Origin of the sequence: uncultured Nitratireductor sp., assembly GCF_913053745.1 — a bacterium.
Classification (GTDB): Bacteria; Pseudomonadota; Alphaproteobacteria; order Rhizobiales; family Rhizobiaceae; genus Nitratireductor.
Map to the genome: position 1 here is coordinate 1 of NZ_CAJXGF010000046.1, position 21,928 is coordinate 21,928.

The following is a 21,928-nucleotide window of genomic DNA, read 5'->3' on the forward strand; positions in this document are numbered from 1 at the left end:
CGGTCGCCGCGATCTGGTCGAGCGCCGCCAGAAAGGCGGTATCGTCGGCCTCGACCCGGCTGTCTGGTTCGACCGCATGCTTCAAAATCGTGTGTCCGGTCAGGACCGAAAACAACTCTCCGGTCATGAAGGTGCTGAAATGCGTCACCGCACCGGCATCCACCCTCACCCATTTGCTGTGGGTTCCGGGCATGCAGACAAGCGCGCCGCCGGATGGCTTAACCGCTCCCAGAAGCTGGGTTTCCTCGCCGCGCATAACGTTCGGTGCCGCCGCATCGTCGAGCGCGATGCCCGGAAGGATGCGGACATCGCGCTCAACCTTCGCAATGCGCACTGCGCGTTCGGGAAGTTCCTCAAGCCTGGCCGGCGTCTTCGCATAGGGCGCTTCCAGCCAGCCCTGACGTGCGCCCGCCATTCCGCATATCAGGACCGGCAGAGCCGTTGGCGCCTCGACCCTGGCGAGATGGGCGTCCAGAACGGCGGCGAAGCCGGCCTGCGCGCAGTGCATCATGCCCTCGCCGCTCCGGCTCTCGGTCAGCACCGCTCCCTGTCGGTCGAGGAGCCACAGACGGAAACTGCTCGTGCCCCAGTCGACGACGGCGCAGAATGGCGAAGCGGAAGAGGATGCTGTCATGAAGTATCAGGCCGGATGCTGGAGAACGCTCAGTCCGCCATCAATAACCAGACAGGCCGCATTCATGAAGGGGCATTCGTCGGAAATCATGAATACGGCGGCCATGGCGATCTCATCCGGTGTGGCGATGCGCCCGCCCGGATGCATCGCAAGCGTTTCCGCGCGCGCGGCCTGCGGGTCGGAAAACCCGTTCCAGTAATCGATGTTCTTTTGGGTTTCCACATAGCCCGGCGCGATGGCGTTCACGCGTACGCCTTGTCCGGCGTATTCGAGTGCCAGCGCCTTGGTCATGCCCAGGAGCGCATGCTTGGCCACCGGATAGGGAAAAGTGTGCGGAATGATGGTGAAGCTGTGGGTGGAGGCGATGTTGACGATGGCGCCGCCGCCCTGTTCCATGATTCCCGGGAGCAGCGACCGGCAGCAGTGCCATGCGCCTTTGAGATTGATGTCGAAACAGCGCGCCCACGCTTCGTCGTCCGTGTCGAGCGGTTCGTTGAAAACGTTGACGCCGGCATTGTTGATCAATGCGTTGGGTGTGCCGATCGTCTTCCCGGCCTCCTTGACGGCTCCCTGGATAGCGGTCGCGTCGGCGATATCGGCAACGGCAAAGGCCAGTCGATCACCCGCAGCGGCAAGTTCGCGAACGGTCTTTTCCAGAAGTGTCGCATCCCGGTCGACCAGAAAGAGTGCCGCGCCTTCGCGCAGACAGGCTTTGGCGATTGCCCGACCGATGCCCTGTGCGGCTCCGGTCAGAAAAATGCGTTTGCCGTTCAGCCGTCCGCCGGCACCCGTCATGTTCCTTCTCCCGTTGTCAGCGGCGAACTGCCCTGAATATGCGCTCCCGATCTTCGCCGAACCAAGGGAGCGTGGATTTGCCGGGTGATCGGATCAGCCATCATCGCCGCCCAATGGTGCTTGTGCGAACATTGTCGAGCAGCACGGCGAGCAGCAGAATGAATCCGCGCACCACATACTGATAGAAGGCCTGGATGTTCAGGAGGTTCATCACGTTCTCGGCAATGCCCATGATCATGACACCCACGATTACGCCGGTCATCGTCGCCCGTCCACCGGCCAGCGAAACGCCGCCGAGCACACAGGCCGAGATCACCGAGAGCTCCAACCCGGTTGCCGCGTTGGGCTGGCCGGAGGTGATGCGGGACGCCAGCAAAATGCCGGCAACGGCGCATATGATCCCCTGGAGAGTGAAAATCCAGATCCGCATCCAGTCGACGTTGACGCCCGCGAGTCGCGAGGCCTCGGGGTTACCGCCCATGGCGAGCGTGTTCTTGCCGAACACCGTTCGGTTGAGAACGAAGCCGAAGATCACGAAGAGTGCTGCCAGAACCCAGATCGGCGTGGGGACACCGAGAAACTTGGACAAGGCAAGCTGATAGAACAGGGGATCGTTGATGCCCACGGCGCGCCCATCGGACGAAATCAACGCCAATCCCCGCACGATCTGCATGGTGGCCAGCGTGGTGATCAGTGCGTTGATGCGAAACTTGGCGATCACCACGCCGTTGAACAGACCGACGAGCCCGCCGGCGGCCAGTGCCGTCAGGATGCCCAGAAAAATGGAGCCGGTCGCATTGGACGCCATTACCGCGACCATCCCGCAGAAAGCGACGGTGGAGCCGACCGAAAGGTCGAAGTCCCGTGCGGCCAGACAGAACATCATGGTGCAGGCGATCACGCCGACCGTGACCACAGACTGCAGAAGGCCGAGCATGTTCCGCTCGGTCAGGAAGTTGGGGACTGTCAGCGACACGAGCGCGAAAGCGAGAATGAAGATTACAAGCAGGCCCTGGTCGCCCAGGATGAGCTTTTTGATGGAAGTCGTCATCGTGAAGCCTCTTAGCCGACCGACGCGGCGCTCACCTCGTCCGGCAACGCCGCGGCGAGGATGGATTGTTCATTGAAGTCAGCCCGTTCGATCTCAGCGCTGATGCGCCCTTCGCACATCACGAGAATGCGGTCGCAAATGCCCATGACCTCGGGCAGTTCGCTGGAGATGACGACGATCGCCATCCCCTCCTCCGCGAGCTGATAGAGAATGTCGTAAATTTCGGATTTGGCGCCGACATCGATGCCCCGGGTCGGCTCATCCACCAGCAGAACCTTGACACCCTTCTCCGACAGCCAGCGGCAAAGGATGACCTTCTGCTGGTTTCCGCCGGAGAGGTTTACGATATCCTGTTTGCGCGAGGGCGTGCGCACGCGCAGCTTCTTCAGAAAAGTCTCGGCCACCTGCCCTTCCTGGCGCAGGTCCAGAACACCGAAGCGTGTCAGATGCCGGCGCGACGAGATCAGAATGTTCTCCTCGAGCGAACGGCCCTGGATGATGCCGTCGAATTTGCGATCCTCGGAACACAGAACCACGCCCTTGCGGATCGCCTCTGCAGGCAGGCCCGAAGCGATTTCCGCACCGTCGACACGCACATGGCCGCCATCGTGCGGATCAGCGCCGCTGATCATCCGCAAAAGCTCGGAGCGCCCTGCCCCGATCAGGCCGAAAAAGCCCAGGATTTCGCCCTTGCGAGCCTCGAAAGAGGCCGGAACAGGCAGCTTCTCGCCGTGAACCCTGTCCACTTCGAGCTGAACGCCGCCGACCGGGCGACCGCGCCAACCCCAAATGTCGCTGATTTCACGCCCGACCATCTCGGACACGACCTGGTGGCGCGTGACACCCTCGATCGTTTCGTGATGAGCCGCGCGTTTTCCGTCACGCAGAACCGTGAGGCTGTCGCACAGACGAAACACCTCGTCCAACCGGTGGGAGATGTAGAGAATGACTCGACCATCCGCCCGCAATTTGTCGATCAGCGTGAAGAGAATTTCGCTTTCCCGCGAGGAGAGCGAGGAGGTCGGTTCGTCGAGCGCGATCACGCGGGCGTCGAGCATGACCGCCTTGGCGATCTCCACCATCTGGCGCTCGCCGATGGACAGTTGCGATATCTTGCGGGACGGGTCCACGGAAATGCCGGCAAGCGCCAGCTTTCGCCGCACATCCTCGTACATGGCGTTGAAACCGATCACGCCACCCTTTGCCGGGAACCGCCCAAGACACAGATTTTCGGCCACGGTGAGCCCCGGCACGAGCTGCAATTCCTGGTGAATGACCACCACACCTGCGTCGAACGCATCGCGCGTCGACTGATAATGCTGGGTTTCGCCGTCGATGCGCACTGCGCCCGTGTCGGCCGCGGTATCGCCGGAAAGAATGCGAATGAGGGTGGATTTTCCAGCCCCGTTTTCTCCCATCAACCCGTGAACCGCGCCCTTTTGTACCGCAAAGGATACGTCCGAAAGAGCCTTGACGCCGGGATAACTCTTCGAAATGCCCGAGAATTCGAGATAGGCAGACATACAGCCGGCTTCCTCCCAAGCATAGCCAGTGTCAGAAAACCGCCTCTTCGGCGGAAGAATGCCGCCGGCGCGAGTTGGCGCGCCGACGCGGATCGAGTGAATGTCTACTCGATGCCGAGGTCCTTGCGAACATCCTGATAATTGTCACGCAGGGCCAGAGCACCCGAGGTCAGGATCAGCTTTTCAGGCTCCTTGCCGTCGGCGATCCACTCATACATGTTCAGCGCCGTTTCGTAGCCGTGACGCTTCGGCGAGATGATGACGGTGCCATAAAACCCGGTCGGCTCGGGCTTCTTGAACTCGTTGATCGCCGAATCCGCACCGCCGATGCCGACACCGATCATGCCGTCCGCACCGATGCCCACGCCCTCGGCGGCCCGAACCGCACCCAGAACGGCCTCATCGTTCAAACCGAACGCGACCCAGTGCTTGATGCCCGCATTCTTGTTGAGAACCACCGTGGCAGCGTTGAGCGCGGCCTCGGTGTCGGTGCGCGCCTGCGGCGCATCGAAGATGTTTGCTTCGGGGAATCCGGCTTCCTTGAGCTTGGAGATCGCGCCCTCGACCCTGTCGACCGCCGTGGGGAGCTGATCGTAGGAAACGCGGATCGCGCCGACTTCGTTCATATCCCAGCCGCGGTTCTTGATCTCGGCAACAATGGCCTCGCCGGCCGTTTCGCCGATTTTCACCGCCGAAATGCCCATATGCGGCACATCTGCAATCGGTTCGCCATCCGATCCGACCAGCCGGTCGTCGACGGTCATGAGCTTGAGACCGTTGGCCGCCGCCTTGGCGACGATGCCCGGCCCGAGCTTCACATCGGGCGTGCAGATGACGAACCCCTGAACGCCTTGAACGCCGAGATTGTCGATCGCCGACATGACTTTCTCGCCATCCTCGGCTCCGATTTTCACCAGTGTAAAGCCTTTTTCATCGGCCGCGATATCGGCGAACTTCCATTCATCTTGGAACCACGGCTCTTCCGGCTGCTTGACCAGAAATCCGATCTTCACATCGTCGGCGAGCGCCGACCCGGCAATGAATGTCCCGGCAATCGCCGCCATCGCCGCTGTTTTCAGAAAACGCATGAGAACCTCCCTGTTGCTCTTTGACGCCCTCCTGAGAGCCAGGGAAAATTACGAGCAATTATCATATCAGTCAATTGCATTTGTACGATAATTAATGATATTGGTTTGACAAGAGGCGAAAGACGGCCATGACTGCCGGCGAAAACCCGCTCAAGGCTTTCTTCCGGAAGCCACCGGGAGGAGAAAAGTGGAGGCGACAGGACAGTGACCGTTTCAACCACGGAGATGCCAGCATCGAGAACGGCACGCCCGCGCGTCCGCATGTCTGTCGCCCAATCCATTGCCCAGGACATATTCTCGGGAAAGTTCGCGGAAGGCGCGAACCTTCCCCGCGAAAACGACCTGTGCGAAACGTACGGCGTCAGCCGCACCGTTATACGCGAGACACTGAAGATCCTTCAGGCCAAGGGGTTGGTGGTGAGCCGTCCACGCATCGGCACGATTGTGTGCCAGCAGGACGAATGGAACATTCTGGACAGCCAGGTTCTTGAATGGATCGGTCCCAATCTCGGCAGGATGGGGCTGGTGGAGTGCATCCTCGAGGCGCGCGGTTCCATCGAACCGACAGCGGCGGAACTGGCTGCCAAGCGGGCGACCATGCAGGAAATTGCCGACCTCGAGGCGGCCTGGCAGGCCATGGCCGATGCCGGCGAGGATGTGGATGCGTTCATCGCCGCCGACGTGGTGTTTCACGAACTGCTGCTCAAAGCCAGCCACAACCGCATCTTTCAGCAGTTCGGTGCGCTCATGCACGCTGCTTTGAACTTCATGTTGTCGACCTCGGCGCATTCGGCCGACAGCCTCGAAGAATCGATCGGACAGCACCGTGAACTGGTCGAGGCGCTGCGCGTCAGGGATGCCGAAGGCGCACGCCGCCTCGCGCTTGCCCTCATCGCCAAGGCCAAGCAGGACGTAAACGCCGCCCGCTCCGAAAAGACTTAATCAGAAAAGACTCGTTTTCATGAAGATCACCAAGCTTACCACCTTCCTGGTCCCGCCGCGCTGGCTGTTTCTCAAGATCGAGACGGACGAGGGCATTTCCGGCTGGGGCGAGCCAGTGCTGGAAGGTCACGCGGCGACGCTTGCCGCCAAGATCGAGGAGTTTTCCGATTTTCTGATCGGTGCGGACCCGATGAAGATCGAAGACATCTGGCACATGCTCTACCGCAACGGCTGCTATCGCGGCGGCCCGGTACTCATGAGTGCGTTATCGGGCATCGACATGGCGCTGTGGGACATCAAGGGGCAGTATTACAACGCACCCGTGCACGACTTGCTGGGCGGTGCGGTGCGCGACAAGATCCGCAGCTATTGCTGGATCGGCGGCGACCGTCCCTCGGATCTCGTCGCCGGAGCCAGGGATTTGATGGACCGTGGCTTCACTGCCTGCAAGTTCAACGCCTGCGCCGAAATGCAGATAATCGACAGCTACAAGAAGCTGGACGGCGTCGTGCGGCAATTGTCGGATCTGCGTTCGGCGGTCGGGACCGACATGGATCTCGCATTCGACTTTCACGGCCGCGTCCACGCGCCGATGTCCAGGCAATTGCTGAAAGAGATCGAGCATTTGAGACCGATCTTCATCGAGGATGCGGTCGATTCCGCCCATATCGGCACCCTCGCCGATCTCTCGCGTCAGACCTCGATTCCGCTCTGTATCGGCGAACGGCTTCATTCGCGCTTCGACTTCAAGCCTGTCTTCGAACAGCGCGCCGCAAGCGTCATCAATCCCGACACCGCGCATGTGGGGGGTATTTCGGAGATGTTGCGCATCGCCCACTGGGCCGAAGCCTACGACATTGCGCTGGCGCCGCACTGCCCGCTGGGGCCGATCGCGCTGGCCGCCTGCCTGCAGGTGGATGCGGTTTGCCACAACGCCTTCATCCAGGAGCAGAGCCTCGGCATCCACTACAACGCGACCCAGGACATGGCCGACTATCTCGAACCCGGCAGCGGATTCGAGCTTGAAGACGGCTTCCTTAAGATCCCGCGAGGCCCCGGTCTGGGCATTCGGGTGAACGAGGATTTCGTGCGCAAGCAGACCGAAATCGGGCACCGCTGGCGCGCGCCTGTTTGGCGTCACGAGGACGGTTCCATCGCGGAATGGTGATCTGACGACACGGCGTCCTTGGCATAGCTGGCGCCGCCATGGGCAGGATAGCGAGCCGATTGGAACCATCCGCCCGCTCGGGACTTCCGCAATCATCCATGTATGATTGCGGAGGGAACGATGAGCTATGCACGCTTTGGATCAATGATCGCCGCCTCCACGGTTATCATGTACGGGCTCATGTATCTCAACACCTATGCGTACGGGCACATTTGGTTCAGTCAGACCCGCGCCTGGATGGCCCTGTTGATGGGGTGCACCATGGCCGTGGTCATGATGTCTTTCATGTGGTCGATGTACAGGAGCCGCTCGGCGAATATCGGGATTCTGGCTGTCAGCATCATCGGCTTTTCTCTGTCATTGTGGCTGGTGCGCAGTCAGGAAACGGTCGATGACGTTTCCTATATGAAGGCGATGATACCCCACCATTCCATCGCGATACTGACGAGCGAGCGGGCCCATATCCGCGACCCGCGCGTGCGTGAACTCGCCGATGAGATCATCGAAGCGCAGGTCCGTGAAATCGACGAGATGAAGCAATTGATTTCCGACCTCGAAGAAAACCCTCCGCCCGCCGACGCGCCAGACCTTCCAGCGCGAAGCGCCGAGTAAAAGCGGAACCGAAGAATGCGACGCGTCAACATTGCGGGCCGGCCTGTCGGTCAGGTTCAAATGTGGTAGGGTATCCTGTCTGGGTTCGGGAGGGACAGTTGCAGAGAGAACAACGAAGAGTGCCGCGCCTTGTCGGCGCGACGATCGGTGCACTTGGCGTCCTGCTACCCAATCTTTCCATGGCGGAAACGCAAGACGGGGTCTATGCGCTGTGTGTTGAACGGGAAACGCCGGAAACCTGCCGCTGCGCTTCCGAGAGGCTCAAACCCGCAATCACCCCCGACGAGTACGGGATTTATCACGACATCGGCATTGTCTTCGCGCAGATGCGGAGCGACGGAAAGGGCTATGTCCCAGCTTGGGATGAAGCAAGCGAAAGGGTGGCCACACAGACGGGCACCTCGGTGGGTGAGCTGAGAACACGGACAAACCGGATTGGGAGGGCGCATCGCGACGCGATCAAGGCGTGCGGCGGATAAAGCCGGACACCGCGCCGGTGTCGGGACCAATCCCCGTCGCCCGAATGCGACGTAAAGTTTTCAGCCTCACCTTGCACGCCTAGACGCAAGCCGGAACCCGCCCAAAAAGCGCGGCTCGCCAAGCGCCGTTGTTTCCGCCGTTCCACGGTCGCTTCCCTTTCCCGGGCGCGGGCGAAGCCTGCAAAGGATTCGGTCGAGCGATGCCAGTCCGAACGGACACGCATCGCTCGAACGGCCGCTACTGAGCAGGCATGGGACGGGTCTCCGGCGCGGCCTGCGCTTCGCGGGAGGCCAGATCTTCCGCCTTGGGCACGGACAGCCAGATTGCGAGCATGAAACCTGCAGCGCCGCCCAACAGTTTTCCAAGCATCAGAGGCAGGATCATCGTCGGCTGGAAGTTCGCCGCGAAGGCAAGGTGGTCGCCGAAGGTGAACGCCGCGCAGACGGCGAAGGCGATGGCCAGAACCTTGTCGCGCGGTCGCATCTGGCCGACCAGCCGGTACATGGCGAGGATGTTGGCGCTTGCCGCCAGAAGTCCCGCCGCGCCCTCCGGCGAGACGCCGATGCGCGCACCGACAACCTGCATGGGACCGGCCAGATATTTGGTAAGAAGATAGACCATCGGAAATGCGCCGGCGAGCATGATGCCGATGTAACCGGCAATCTCCAGCGCGCGGAACTGATCCGCCTCGTCGGCAATGATGGGATCGAAACCCCAGGAGCCGAAAACGCTCGAGAAAAAGCCGGTGAAATACTCGACGATGGAGGCGACCAGAACCAGTGTGATGCCGGCATACATAATCCGCCCGAACCACAGGAAGCCCTTGATCATTGCGTCGGGTGCGAAGCGCAAACCCAGGGCGATGGCGATGCAGAAGACGATGAGAGGCAAAAGGTTGCGCACGATATCGACCAGCGTGAGCGCGATCTGGTAATTCGCCTCTGAACTCGTGGAGACGTCGGGCCGGATATCGAGCCCCGTCAATGCTATGAGCGCGCAGGCGATGAACACGCCGACCGGCACGCTCAGGATGCCCGACATGATGCCGAGCGCCATATATTTATGGTCGGATTTCGCCAGCATCGCCAGGCCGACGGGAATGGAGAAGATGATCGTCGCCCCAGACATATAGCCGACCACAGTGGCGATCATCCAGGCATCGCGCGACTGCGCCAGCGTGTCTGCGAGCTGGTATCCGCCCATATCGACCGCGATCACGGTGGTGGCGGCGATGGACGGATCCGCGCCTATCATCGCGAAGAGCGGCCCGGCGACCGCGCGGATGAATTCCGAAAGATAGGGAATTGCGGCCATAATGCCGGCAACGGGTATGAAGATCGGACCGATGGAATGGAGTCCCTCTATGAATTCCTTGCCAAGCCCGCTTTCCGGATTTCGGATCGAGGCGATTGCGCCGGCGACGGCGCATGCCATGATGATGTAGATGACGTAGGTACCGATTGAAGCCATTTGCCTTCCCTCCCAGTGTGCGAAATGCGCCCCGGCATCCTCCGTGCCGGTTTTTCGATCAGCCCTTCACGCGTTCCCCCGGCGGATCGTAGAGCGGCGCCATATGCACCGTGGCGGCGAAGCGTTCGTTCGCCACGATGAGTTCGTAATCTCCAGACGACAGATATGCGTCGTCGACACCGTCGGCGGCCCGCACATAGCCGTAGCCGATCGGCTTGCCGACCGTATAGCCGTAGCCGCCGCTGGTCAGATAGCCGACCGGTTCACCGTTGCGCAGTATGGTTTCGCGCCCCAAAAGCACGGCGTCGGGATCGGATGTCGTAAAGCATGCCAGACGCTTTGTGAGCGGATTTGCGGCGGCGGTCTCGCAGGCCTCGCGGCCGATGAAAGCGGTGTCCCGGCGCAGCTTCACGGCCCAGCCGAGCCCCGCCTCGAACGGATTGTCGTTGGGGGTCACATCGGAACCCCAGGCGTGATAACCCTTTTCCAGACGAAGCGACTCGATGGCCCGATAGCCGACGGGACGGATTTCATGGGCCCGGCCCCTGTCCATCAACGCGTCGAACACATCGCCTGTGCCTTCGATGGGAACGTGCAATTCCCATCCCAACTCGCCGACATAGGTCACGCGCATGGCGCGCACCTTGTGCCCGGCGATTTCGATCTCCTGAACCCGGCCGAAGAGAAAAGCGTCGTTGCTCACATCGGCGTTCGTCACGGCGGCGAACACATCGCGAGCACGTGGCCCCATGAGCGAAAGTGTGCCGTGCTCTTCGGTCACGTCGACGAGCCTGGCGTTCGCGCCGGCAGGCAGATGTTCCTTTATCCATGCGAAGTCATGCGTGCGCGAACCGGTGCCGGTGACAATGTAAAAGCGGTCGTCCGCGAGACGCGCGACGGTAAGGTCGCACTCGATGCCGCCGCGCGAGTTGAGGATTTGCGTGTAAGTGAGACGTCCTGCGGGCTTTGCCACATGGTTGGCGCAGATGCGCTCCAGCGCTTGGGCCGCATCGGCACCCGTCAGTTCGTACTTGGCAAAGGAAGACTGGTCGAACACACCCACTTTTTCGCGCACATGGGCATGTTCCTCGCCAACCGGGGCGAACCAGTTCTGCCGGCCCATGGAGTAGTCGTCGTGTGCTTCGATGCCTTCGGGCGCGAACCAGTTGGGTCGCTCCCAGCCGAGTTTGGAACCGAACACGGCGCGATGGTCCTTCAGCCTCTCGTAAAGGGGCGAGACGATGCGTGGCCGACAGCTCTCATACTCCTCGTGCGGAAAGGCCACCGTATAATGCTTGCCATAGGCTTCGAGCGTGCGCTCCTCCACCCATTTGCGATCGTCATGAAGGGTGGAGAAACGGCAGATGTCGACAACCCACAGGTCGAGCGGCGCTTCACCGCGGACCGCCCATTCGGCCAGAACCCAGCCCGCGCCGCCGCCAGCCGCGATGCCGAAGGCATTGAACCCCGCGCCGACAAACATATTGGCGCATTCGGGCGCCTGGCCGAGAATGAAATTGCCGTCGGGCGTAAAACTTTCCGGCCCGTTGATCATCTGCCGGACGCCCGCTTCGCCGAGCGCGGGAACACGCTCGATGGCCTGGGTCATATGCTGTTCGAAATGATCGAAATCGTCGTCGAAAAGCTGAAACTCGAACCGGTTCGGCACGTCGCCGCCCGGCAGGCCCGTTAGCCAGCTTTGCGGATTGGGCTCATAGCCGCCCATCACCAGGCCGCCCACCTCTTCCTTGAAATAAATGCGCCGGTCGGGATCGCGAACGGTCGGCGTGTCTGCGGTAAGTCCCTCGATCTTCTCGGTGACGATATATTGATGCTTGACCGGTTGCAGCGGCACCGAGATGCCGGCCATGGCACCGATCTGGCGCGCCCACTGCCCTCCGCAATTGACGACCGTCTCGCAGCGGATCCGTCCCCGGTCGGTCTCCACCGCCACGATGCGGCTACCGTCCATCTCGAAGCCGGTCACACCCACGCCCTCGAAAAGACGCGCACCATTCATCCGCGCACCTTTGGCGAGCGACTGGGTGATGTCGGAGGGACTTGCCTGTCCATCGGTCGGCAACCAGGATGCGCCGATCAGATCGGACGTGTCCATGAGCGGCCACATCCGTTTGACCTCATCGGCGTCGACCAGTTCCATCTCCATGCCGAAACTGCGCGCCGTGGTGGCCAGCCTCCGGAACTCCGTCCAGCGATCCTCGGTGGTTGCAAGCCGCAGGCAGCCGGTCATTTTCCAGCCGGTTTCCAGCCCCGTCTCCTCATGCAGGCGCTTGTAGAGGTCGACGGAGTATTTGAGCACACGTGTGATGGAGGCCGATGAACGCAACTGGCCGATCAGGCCCGCCGCATGCCAGGTCGAGCCCGAAGTCAGCTTGCCCTGTTCCAGGAGAACGACGTCGGCCTTGTGATCGCGCGCAAGGTGGTAGGCTGTCGAACAACCGATGATGCCGCCTCCGATAACGACGAACTGGGCATGCGAAGGCAGGGTCTGTATCATCAGGAGACGCGTCCGTATTGCGTGTGGAAAGTGTCCAGTGCGGCCTCGAGCCGTGAAAGGTTCTCTTGCGTATAGGCCACATAGTCGGTGCCGGGCGCATCGAGATAGAGCTCGGAAACCATGCTCCACATGGCCTCGCGCAGAAGCGATGCGCATTGCATGCCCGCCAGCGAGCGGCGCAACGGTGTATCGGGGCTGCGGTTGAAATAGTGGCCGAGCAGCGCCTCGGATTCCTCGTCGGAAAAGCTGGCATTGGATGAGAGACCGGCAAGATCGAACATAGCCGTCGAGAAACCGGCATACTCGAAATCGATCAGCCACAACCGCTCGGCGTCGTCCAGCAGATTGGCGGGCAGCAAATCGTTATGGCCGAAGATGACGGGCAGCGGAACCTGAACCGCCTCCAGTTCGTCGGCCAATGCCAGATACGCAGGCAGATGCGCCCTCATCCGGCTCCCGCCTGCATCGAGCGTGCGCGCATAATCGCGGATCACATGGAAGGGCCAGAACATGAAGCCTGGCCCCGAAACGTGGTGCGGCATTTGCTGGTGAAAGTTTCGCACGAGCCGGGCGATCCGCTCCAAGTTGGACCGGACGTCGGCTTCGCCGTATGTTCTGGCATTGAGATGCTTGCACACCATCACGCCGGGTGCGGCATGCTCGACGGCTGGAGCCAGAGCGGCCGCTTCGGCGGCGCGCGCGGTCATCAGTTCACGGTCGCGCAGAACGTGGTGAAAGGGATAATCCTTGCCGAAACGAACGACATGCCCGCCTGAATCGTCCGTGACGAGCCAGCTTTCGTTGCTGATCCCGCCGATCATGGGCCGGATTTCGATAGAGCCTTTCCAGATCGGCAAGGCCGCGATCTGTTCAGAGCGCGCGGTGCTTATTTCCCGAGCGTCCGCCATGTCTCCTCCCGCAGCCTTGGGCCGCTTGTTATGCAGAAAGAATTGATGGGAGCGTGTGGGAAGTCAACAGAGAAATGTGGTTATTTGCCCGAATAAAACAATTTTCCCGATTATTTTCGGCACAAATCGGTCATAAACAGGTAAAATCGGTCAATTCAGACAAGGAATACATATGACTTACTCTCCCCGGCACGGTGAGATTCTGGGTCTTCTGACACAGGAGGGCACCATGGGTGTGAACGATCTGGCGCAACGCCTGAACGTCTCGGTGGAGACAGTCCGCCGTGACGTGAAAGCGCTGGCGGGCCGTGGCGACATCGTGCGGATGCACGGAGCGATCGCCTTGCCGTCCGTTGTGAACGAAGCACCCTTCGAACGCCGGATGCGGGAGAACCGGGAGGCGAAGGAGGCGATTGCACGGCTTGCCGCCTCGACGATCCGCGATGGAGAATCGGTGATGCTCGACACCGGCACCACCACCAGCCTGCTTGCCCGCGCATTGCTCGACCACAGGCAACTCACCGTGGTCACCAACTCGTCGGATATCGCGCGCACGCTGGCAACGGTCAATGGCAACAAGGTCTACATGGCCGGCGGTGAATTGCGCAGCGACAGCGGCTCGGCACTCGGCTTCTCGGCCATCGAGTTCGTCAACCGCTTCAGCGTCGACCATGCCATCATATCCGCCGGAGCCGTGAACGCGATAACCGGCATTATGGACTACGATCTGGAGGAAGCGCAGTTCGGCGAGGCCGTGCTCGCCCGCGGCCGGCGTCGCGTGGTGGTTACCGATGCCTCCAAGTTCGGGCAAAAAGGCCTGGTGCGTGTGTGCGCCCTCGCCGACGTCGACGACTTGATCGTCGATCGACCGCCGCCGGCCGATCTCGCCGAAGTATTGCGCCTTGCCGACATCGCGGTGACCTGCGGCACCTGATCACCGCATGCTCAGTTCGTCTCGGCCTCCTGAAGATCGCCGCCGGAATTGCTGCGACGATCCTTCGCCGGCATGAAACTGACGACGCGGTCGTCGGTGGACGGCGCGCCCGTCGCTCCGCTGGCGAAGACGATGGCACCCGACGGTTTTACCCACAAGAGCACGATGGTCTGATCGGAACGGCTTTCGAGATAGGCGTCATAGTCGAAGGCTTCGGTCAGCCGGGTGGCCTGGAAAACCCAGCCCTGCCAGTGGCGTTCGCGCAATTCCCGGAATGACATCCCTTCCTCGACGAGCGGACGGCCGCCGAGCGTGAAATTGAGCGACATGCGTTTCGACTGATCACCGCCACGTCCAAGCTGAAACACATTGGAACGCCCGAGCTCCGGGGCGAAATCGGTGCAAACGAGCGAATTATAGGCGTCGTTGTCGGTCACTGCGATCAACGTTGAAAACCGTTTCGGGTCGATGCTGTGATGCGCCTCCTCCGACAGGATATCGCCATAGAACACCGGAATTTCGGAAAGCCGCGCTTCGGCGATGTGGTTCCAATTGGGATCGGCAATCATCACCGGCACCTCGATATCCTTCAGCTTTCTCGCCAGGTCGATTGCCCAGCGAGCGCCACCGACAATGAGGAGCCCCGGCTTCTCCGCGCTTTTCAGATTCAAAAGCGAGGCGAGCGGGCCGAGCGTGAAGCCATGCAGCACGATTGTGGTCACGACCACGGCGAAGGTGAAGGCGACCATGCGGTCGGCATCGGCAATACCGGCCTCGGCAAGCGCGCCGCCGAACAGGCCCGATACGGCAACGGCGACCACACCGCGCGGCGCGATCCAGCTTGAGAGCGTCCGTTCGGCCAGTGTTGCACCGGAGCCGGTGGTTGCGATCATGATGGCTAGCGGGCGCACGACGAAGAGAAGCGATCCGACGAACAACGCAGCGCGCCAGTCGAGGCTTCTGAAATCGTCGAGAGTGAGCGAAGCCGTCAGCAGGATGAAAATACCGGAGACGAGGAAGACGGTGATCGTTTCCTTGAACCGCCGCATTTCCGCGAGGCTGGCAATCCTGGTGTTGGCGAGCACGATGCCCATGACGGTCACCGTCAAAAGCCCGGCCTCCTCAAGCACGAGATTGGTCAGCGCATAGGCAAGGAGAACCGCGGCGAGCAGGATCGGCGCCTTCAGGAACTCAGGGACGTAGCCGCGCACGAAGGCCCAGTGGATTGCCTTGGCAGCGAGATACCCGCCTGCGACTGCGACGACAAAAGCGGCCACCACGACATAGGCGAGGCTCCCGCCCTGATGCTGGCCGATCAGCACCAGGATCACCTCGAAGGCGACGACAGCGAAAAGAGCGCCGATGGGGTCGTTGACGATGGCCTCCCACTTGAGCAGTGAGGCGGGCCTGGCGGCAAGCTGTGCCTGGCGCAGCAACGGGGTGATGACGGTCGGCCCCGTCACCACGAGAATGGCGCCCAGCACCACCGCCGTCGGCCATGAGAGCCCACCGATATAGTGCGCCGAAAGCGCGGTCATGACCCATACCAGCGGCCCACCGATAATGATGATGCGTCGCACCGCCGTCGACGTTTCTCTGATCTCCTTGAAGTTCAGCGTCAGCCCGCCTTCGAAAAGAATTATGGCCACCGCCAGCGAGACGAGCGGCCGGTATATGGCGCCGAAATCCTCAACCGGGCTGACGAACCCGGTGGCAGGTCCGGCGATGAACCCGGCCATCAGAAGCAGCACGATGGCCGGCAGGCGAAGCCGCCACGCGAGCCACTGCGCGCCCATGCCCATGACGCCGATCAAAGCGATCTTCAGTCCGATATCATGCATGAAACATTTCCGTTCAACCGAGGTAGATGTGGCCTGCCGGATAACGGACCCGTGGCGGCACGCGCGTTGCAAGGAAAAATCCAAGCGTGAGCGGACCAACGCGGCCGATGAGCATCATCACGACAATAACCAATCTTCCAAGACCGTCCAATTCGCCGGTCGCCCCGCGCGACAAGCCCACCGTTCCAAAGGCCGAGGTGACCTCGAAGGCGAGATCGAGAAACTCTCCGTCATGCGACAGCATGATAACGAACAGACCGGTCATGACCGCAAGCAGGCTGAGCATCGCCAATGCCAGAACCTTCAGAATTTCCTCCAGCCCGAGACTTCGACCGAAGGCGCGCAATGTGGAGCGTCGCTTGAAAAACGCGACCACTGCTAGAAGCAGCACGATGAATGTGGTGACCTTGATGCCGCCGGCCGTCGAGGTGCTGCCGGCGCCGATCACCATGAGGAGCATGAACATGAGGGCCGTGCTGTCGTGCAAGGCGCCGATATCGGTGGTGTTGAAGCCCGCGGTGCGTGTCGTCGCAGCCTGGAACCAGCTTACGACGAGCTTGTCCGAAGCATCCGGAAACGCCCCGAGCGTGGCCGGGTTGTTCCACTCGATGGTCGCGAACGTGACCATCGACCAGAGCAGCAATGCGGCCGTTCCCGTCAGCATGAGCTTGGTATGCAGGGTCAGCGATCGCCAGCGACGCTCGGCATAAAGATCGGCCAGAACGCTGAAGCCGATGCCGCCGACAATGAGAAGCGCCGGCACGGTTACGTTCACGAGCGGATTGACGGCCCAGCGCGACAGGCTGTCGGAAAACAGTGCGAAACCCGCATTGTTGAATGCCGACACCGCGTGAAAAACGGCGTGCCAGGCACCGGACCGCCAGCCGAACTCCGGCACGAACACGAAAGCGAGCACCAAAGCGCCCGCCAATTCGCACAGCAAGACGATGCGCAGGATCGCCTTCACCAGCCGCAACAGGTCGGGCACGGATGTCTGGTTGAGGTCCTCCCGCAGATAGGCGGTATGCGACATGCCTATCGGCAATCCGAGCATCGACAGGATCAAGGCCGCAAACGTCATCAGGCCGAGCCCGCCAAGCTGGATCAGGACCAGGATGACGGCCTGACCGAACGCGCTGAAGGCGGTTCCCGTGTCGACCACGGCCAGCCCCGTTACGGTGACCGCCGATGTGGCGGTGAAGAATGCGTCCGGCCAGTTGATCGCATGCGTTGTGGAGAGCGGCAGTTTCAGCAGAAGCGCACCCGGCAGGATCAGCATTAGATACAACAGAGCAAGCACCGCAGGTGCCGGAATCTTGACCCGATGCGCGGAGAAGAGTGGCAGTTTCTGCAAGCGCATGGGCCGCTCAGAGATTGTCGCCGAACCGCCGCAGGTCCTTGCGCCGGCCGAGCAGAAGCAACTTGTCATCGGTGACAAGACCCACGTCGCCGGTGTGACAAGCGATATACTCGCTTCCGCGCATCAGGCCGAGGCACCGGACGTCGTATCGTTGCTCGAGTTCGAGCTCCGCCAGGGAGCGCCCGTTCAAACGTTCGGGAACGCCGAGATCGACCACGTGAAAGCCGTTGCCAAGGCTGACATAATCGCGCACCAGGGGGTTGTGAAGCATCTGCGCGATATGCTGGCCGATCTCCTGTTCGGGTTGAATAACCCGGTCCGCGCCCATCTTGAGAAGAATACGGTGGTGGGTCCGGCTCAGAGCCTTGACCCAGACGGCCTTCACGCCGAGCACCTTGACGTTCATGGTGCACAATATGTTGGCTTCCAGATCCTCGCCTATGGCGATCACCGCCACGTCGTAGCGCGCCACGCCGGCTTCGCGCAGCGCTTCTTCATCACGGCCGTCGGCGATGATCGCCTCGCTCAGTTCATCCGCCAGGCTGCCGAAATTCTTTTCGTCCAGGTCAATGCCCATAACGTGATTGCCGAAGCGCGCGAGTTCCGAGGCCACCGTCGCTCCGAAAGTGCCGAGTCCGATCACGGCAAAACTGTTGTATTCCATGTCAGCCATAATTCACACGCTTCTTGCTTCGCCCACCATAAACCCGGGGCGGGCAGCAGTCATCAAAGGGCGCGGCCGGAAGTGCAAGGTTCGATGCGCGCTGAACGCTGGAAGCGCACGGTGACATTGGTTGTTCGGAAGGTGCATGAATTCGAGGTTTACTCCGCGTCGCCCGGCGAGTGGATACGGGTTGTTTCGTCATGTTCGAGACCCGCGTGCTCCATGAATCATTGCCCGAGCCCATCGTGCAAACCTCGTGGCCACATGCAAGCCCGTCCCAGGCGGTTTTGCCGGAAGCACCATCCAGAGTTTGCGAATGCTTTGCAAGTTTCGCGACCGGAACCGGTCTAACCGACGCTTGTCCTGCCGAGAAAAACCATGTGAAAGAGCGCCGTGCCCTACGGAGACAGCCGTCCGGGGATCAGGGTAAATATGCCGCGAAACGAGACGTTCACACCTGTCCGGGAACCGCTTGGCATCGCCGCCGCGCACATTGTGTTCTCTATCGTCGATTGCAATGTCAATTAATATGACTATAAAGCTCAGATTTAATTTCGACAGCAGGATGCTCTCATGACAACGCATGGCTCGTTCCGCGCTCAGTTACGCCTCCCTCTCGTTGCAGAAAAGCAATTATTGGAGTCGCTGGTCCACGGCGCAACCGATGCGCCCCTGGAGGAAACGGCGCAGGGCTGGCGATTGCGCCACGCATTCGGCCACATCGCGTTGCAGCCGCAATCATCGAGCCTCGACATCCTGCTCGACGCCGAGGATCGAACCTCGCTGGCCTATCTGCAACTTGGAATCACACATCGCCTGCAATCCCTCGACAAGAGCCTCGATCTGGAATGGGAAAGCGATAACACGCCCGGCATGCCACTTCCCTATTTTCGCGAAATGCACGTTGTCTCCACGGAGACACTGACGCCTTCCATGAAACGGGTTCGCTTGGCGGGCGAGGATCTGCAGCGCTTTACGCACGGGGGTCTTCATATACGGCTTCTGTTTCCGCCATCTGGAAGCGCCTCCCCATCATGGCCCTGCATCGGGAGAAACGGCGAAGCGGTCTGGCCCGGCGACAAGGATAGGCCTGTCGCCCGTGTCTATACGATCCGCGCAATCGACCCGAATCGCGGTCACATCGATGTCGACATGGTTCTCCATGAGGGCGAGGCCTATCCCGGAGCCGGTTGGGCGGCGCGCGCCCGGCCCGGCGACATCGTGGGAATGACCGGGCCGGGCGGCGGTGAAGCCCCCGAAGCGCACAAACTCGTGCTTCTGGGCGACGAAACCGCCCTGCCGGCCATTGCGCGCATCCTCGAGGGGTTGTCTTGCGAAACGAAAGCGATCGTCCGTCTGGAAGTCGCCAATGAGGCCGAAAAGCAGCCGCTTCCCACGCGCGCGTCACTCGACCTTGAGTGGCTATTGCGCGACGAGCGGGCGCCCGGCACCACAACGCTGTTGGAAGAGGCTACGAAAGCCTTGCCGATCGAAGGGAACGATCCCGATCTGTTTGTCTGGGCCGGATGTGAGTTCGCGGCCTTCAAGGCAATTCGCGGACATTTGCGCAAGACACTGCGATTGCCGAACCTCCAGCACCTGGTTGTTTCCTATTGGCGAAAGGGCGTGGCGGGGGTGCACTGAGGACAGCGCCGTACCCGTGCAAATCCATTCGAATAAGCTGGTTTTAAGTTGACTCTCTCTGTCAGGTAAAAATATATAGCACCGCTATTAAAAAACGCGGATGAATTCAGATATGCGCAAGATCAGTTCCTACTCACTCACCGGCCGGTTGACCGTGGCGCTGCTGCTGAGCGCGGCTCCCGTCTTCGCCGCCCATGCGCAGGACGACGCTGCGAGAAGCACGACACTGCAGCGGCTTGTCGTTGAAGGCGACGACACATCCGCTTCTGCGGTAGGACCGGACGACGGTTTCGTCGCCCGCAACACCGGTACGGCGACGAAGACCAACACGCCGATCGATCGCGTCCCGCAATCGATTTCCGTCGTGACCCGCGACCAGATGGATGTGCAGGGCGCCGACAGCGTCGGCGCAGCTGTTCGTTACACGCCAGGCATTCGCAGCGAAGCCTACGGTGCCGATACCCGCTACGACTGGTTCTTCATGCGCGGCTTCTCGGCCCAGGCGCGTGGCCTCTATATGGACGGTCTTCAATTGCGTTCGCAGGCTTTCGCCAATTTCCGCGTCGAGCCTTACGGTCTCGAACGGCAGGACGTGTTGCTTGGGCCGAGTTCGGCGCTGTTCGGCGCGGGAAGCCCCGGCGGCCTCATCAACCTGATCTCCAAGCGCCCGCAGGAAGATACGTTCTACCGCGCTTCCATCGCCGGCGGCTGGCCGAAAAAGGGCGAAGTGGCGCTGGATCTCAACGCTGCCTTGCCGGGCTATGACGGTGTCTACGCACGCTTCACGGCGCTCGGGCGCCTGGGCGAAACGCAAGTCGACCATGTTGACGACGATCGCCTCTATATCGCCCCGTCTATCACCTTCAAACCGCAGGCTGGAACGGAGCTCACCATCATGGGCAAGTTCCAGATGGACCGCACCGGCACAGTAACGAGTTTCCTGCCCTACGACGCCACCGTCCGCACCGCTTCCTTCGGGCGCATACCGACCGATTTCTTCAGCGCCGACACGAATTTCGACCGTTACGATCGCAATCAGCTCATGCTCGGCTACGAGTTCGAGCATGAATTCGAAAACGGCCTGAAATTCTCGCAGGATTCGCGCTATTCCTACATTTCGACCGAGTATGAAACGCTCTACGGAGTCGGGCTGGTAAGCAGCTATCTGCCGGGCTATCCGGACAATCTTCTGGCCCGGCAGGCACTGGCCACGGACGACAGCATCGGCGCCTTTCAGACCGACAACCGCATCGAGAAAACGTTCGACACGGGCTCCGTCCGACATCAACTCCTTGCCGGTCTCGACTACCGCTACGAGGTCTTCGACAATCGCGCAGGCTATGGCGACGATCCGAGCGGAAATTTCTACGTCATCGACATTCTCAACCCCGTCTACGGCATCGACGTTCAAAAACCCGCCTATTCCACGGATTCGACCACCCGCTCGCACCGCCTGGGCCTCTATGTCCAGGACCAGATAGCGGTAACCGACCGTCTCGACGTGACGGCCGGCCTGCGCCACGACTGGGTATCGAGCCGGCTCGACAATCATCTGACGGGAACACGCACCGACCGCGACGATACCGCGTTGATGGGCCGCATCGGCGCAAGCTACGAGGTGCTGTCGGGCCTGCGCCCCTACGCAAGCTATGCCACGTCGTTCGACCCGCTGGCGGGCACCGACATAAACGGCAATCCTTTCGATCCGGAAACCGCCCGGCAATATGAGGTCGGCGTCAAATATCAGGATCCGCTGGATCGTTTCCGCCTGACCGCCGCCTGGTTCGATCTGAAGCGCGAGAACGTTCTGACCAACGATCCGGCCAATCCCAACTTCAAGATTCAGACCGGCGAGGTGCGCTCGCGCGGGGTCGAATTGCAGGCGCAGGCGAACCTGGCGGAACGCTGGGACATCGTCGCCTCCTACACGAATTACGATCTGGAAATCACCCGCTCCAACAATGGCGACCAGGGCATGGTGCCGATTGGCGTGCCCCAGCAAATGGCCTCGCTGTGGGTGAACCACCGCTTCGGCGGCCAGCTCGAGGGTCTGCGTCTCGGTGCGGGCGTGCGCTATGTGGGCGAATCCTACGCCAATGCGGCCAACACGCTGATTGTGCCGGATTACATCGTCGCCGATGCAAGCATCGGTTACCGGTTCGACAAGACCGAACTGTCGCTCAATGTGAACAACCTCTTCGACAAGCATTACGTCGCCGCCTGCGCCGGCCAGACCTCATGCTACTACGGCGACCGCCGCAATGTGAAAGCCAAGTTGACCTTCGAGTGGTGACAT

General features: G+C 61.1%; 18 protein-coding genes. 7 read left to right on the forward strand and 11 right to left on the reverse strand.

Features of this window, described 5'->3' with window-relative positions:
- The 5 genes from QZ638_RS09645 to QZ638_RS09665 all read right to left on the reverse strand — a co-directional run.
- The coding region (locus QZ638_RS09645) for a 2-dehydro-3-deoxygalactonokinase (RefSeq protein ID WP_295809406.1) at positions 1-634 on the reverse strand (634 nt) is incomplete at its 3' end.
- 6 nt (positions 635-640) lie between these two features.
- Positions 641-1,429 (reverse strand): SDR family oxidoreductase, encoded by a 789-nt coding sequence (locus QZ638_RS09650; protein ID WP_295809408.1) that lies wholly within the window; start codon positions 1,427-1,429, stop codon positions 641-643.
- 100 nt (positions 1,430-1,529) lie between these two features.
- Positions 1,530-2,480 (reverse strand): L-arabinose ABC transporter permease AraH, encoded by a 951-nt coding sequence (gene araH, locus QZ638_RS09655; protein ID WP_295809411.1) that lies wholly within the window; start codon positions 2,478-2,480, stop codon positions 1,530-1,532.
- Between the two features lie 11 nt (positions 2,481-2,491).
- Positions 2,492-4,003, reverse strand: coding sequence for an L-arabinose ABC transporter ATP-binding protein AraG (gene araG, locus QZ638_RS09660; protein ID WP_295809414.1), 1,512 nt, complete (start codon positions 4,001-4,003; stop codon positions 2,492-2,494).
- Positions 4,004-4,107: 104 nt separating this feature from the next.
- The gene (locus tag QZ638_RS09665) at positions 4,108-5,091 is read right to left on the reverse strand and encodes an arabinose ABC transporter substrate-binding protein (protein ID WP_295809416.1); all 984 of its coding nucleotides are present in this window, start codon (positions 5,089-5,091) and stop codon (positions 4,108-4,110) included.
- 204 nt (positions 5,092-5,295) lie between these two features.
- Between QZ638_RS09665 and QZ638_RS09670 the strand changes: the two genes are divergently transcribed.
- The 4 genes from QZ638_RS09670 to QZ638_RS09685 all read left to right on the forward strand — a co-directional run bounded on the left by QZ638_RS09670 (position 5,296) and on the right by QZ638_RS09685 (position 8,292).
- Entirely contained in the window at positions 5,296-6,033 is a 738-nt protein-coding gene (locus QZ638_RS09670; protein WP_295809418.1) for a FadR/GntR family transcriptional regulator, read from the forward strand.
- Positions 6,034-6,052: 19 nt separating this feature from the next.
- Positions 6,053-7,201: a galactonate dehydratase gene (gene dgoD, locus QZ638_RS09675; protein ID WP_295809420.1), complete on the forward strand. Its 1,149-nt coding sequence runs from the start codon at positions 6,053-6,055 to the stop codon at positions 7,199-7,201.
- 120 nt (positions 7,202-7,321) lie between these two features.
- Positions 7,322-7,813, forward strand: coding sequence for a DUF305 domain-containing protein (locus tag QZ638_RS09680; protein WP_295809421.1), 492 nt, complete (start codon positions 7,322-7,324; stop codon positions 7,811-7,813).
- 98 nt (positions 7,814-7,911) lie between these two features.
- Positions 7,912-8,292: a hypothetical protein gene (locus QZ638_RS09685; RefSeq protein ID WP_295809422.1), complete on the forward strand. Its 381-nt coding sequence runs from the start codon at positions 7,912-7,914 to the stop codon at positions 8,290-8,292.
- 238 nt (positions 8,293-8,530) lie between these two features.
- On the opposite strand, the gene eutH is transcribed toward QZ638_RS09685, so the two are convergent.
- From eutH to QZ638_RS09700, 3 genes are read right to left on the reverse strand one after another with little or no spacing between them, the layout of a single operon-like run.
- Entirely contained in the window at positions 8,531-9,763 is a 1,233-nt protein-coding gene (eutH, locus tag QZ638_RS09690) for an ethanolamine utilization protein EutH (protein WP_295809425.1), read from the reverse strand.
- A 58-nt stretch (positions 9,764-9,821) separates the two neighbouring features.
- On the reverse strand, positions 9,822-12,281 hold the full coding sequence (locus QZ638_RS09695) for an FAD-dependent oxidoreductase (RefSeq protein ID WP_295809428.1): 2,460 nt from the start codon (positions 12,279-12,281) through the stop codon (positions 9,822-9,824).
- Positions 12,281-13,189, reverse strand: coding sequence for a phosphotransferase family protein (locus QZ638_RS09700; RefSeq protein ID WP_295809431.1), 909 nt, complete (start codon positions 13,187-13,189; stop codon positions 12,281-12,283). The genes QZ638_RS09695 and QZ638_RS09700 overlap by 1 nt, the downstream gene beginning before the upstream one ends.
- A gap of 172 nt (positions 13,190-13,361) precedes the next feature.
- Here QZ638_RS09700 and QZ638_RS09705 point away from each other — a divergent pair, with 172 nt between their 5' ends.
- A complete protein-coding gene (locus QZ638_RS09705) occupies positions 13,362-14,123 on the forward strand; it encodes a DeoR/GlpR family DNA-binding transcription regulator (RefSeq protein ID WP_295809433.1) in 762 nt (253 codons plus the stop codon).
- A gap of 11 nt (positions 14,124-14,134) precedes the next feature.
- On the opposite strand, the gene QZ638_RS09710 is transcribed toward QZ638_RS09705, so the two are convergent.
- From QZ638_RS09710 to QZ638_RS09720, 3 genes are read right to left on the reverse strand one after another with little or no spacing between them, the layout of a single operon-like run.
- A complete protein-coding gene (locus QZ638_RS09710; protein WP_295809437.1) occupies positions 14,135-15,964 on the reverse strand; it encodes a sodium:proton antiporter in 1,830 nt (609 codons plus the stop codon).
- A 13-nt stretch (positions 15,965-15,977) separates the two neighbouring features.
- Positions 15,978-17,324 (reverse strand): TrkH family potassium uptake protein, encoded by a 1,347-nt coding sequence (locus tag QZ638_RS09715; protein WP_295809439.1) that lies wholly within the window; start codon positions 17,322-17,324, stop codon positions 15,978-15,980.
- Positions 17,325-17,331: 7 nt separating this feature from the next.
- A complete protein-coding gene (locus QZ638_RS09720) occupies positions 17,332-17,997 on the reverse strand; it encodes a TrkA family potassium uptake protein (protein ID WP_295809442.1) in 666 nt (221 codons plus the stop codon).
- Between the two features lie 564 nt (positions 17,998-18,561).
- On the opposite strand from QZ638_RS09720, the gene QZ638_RS09725 reads away from it, so the two are divergent.
- Entirely contained in the window at positions 18,562-19,632 is a 1,071-nt protein-coding gene (locus QZ638_RS09725) for a siderophore-interacting protein (protein WP_295809445.1), read from the forward strand.
- A 112-nt stretch (positions 19,633-19,744) separates the two neighbouring features.
- Positions 19,745-21,925, forward strand: coding sequence for a TonB-dependent siderophore receptor (locus QZ638_RS09730; RefSeq protein WP_295809447.1), 2,181 nt, complete (start codon positions 19,745-19,747; stop codon positions 21,923-21,925).
- Positions 21,926-21,928: the final 3 nt, after the last annotated feature.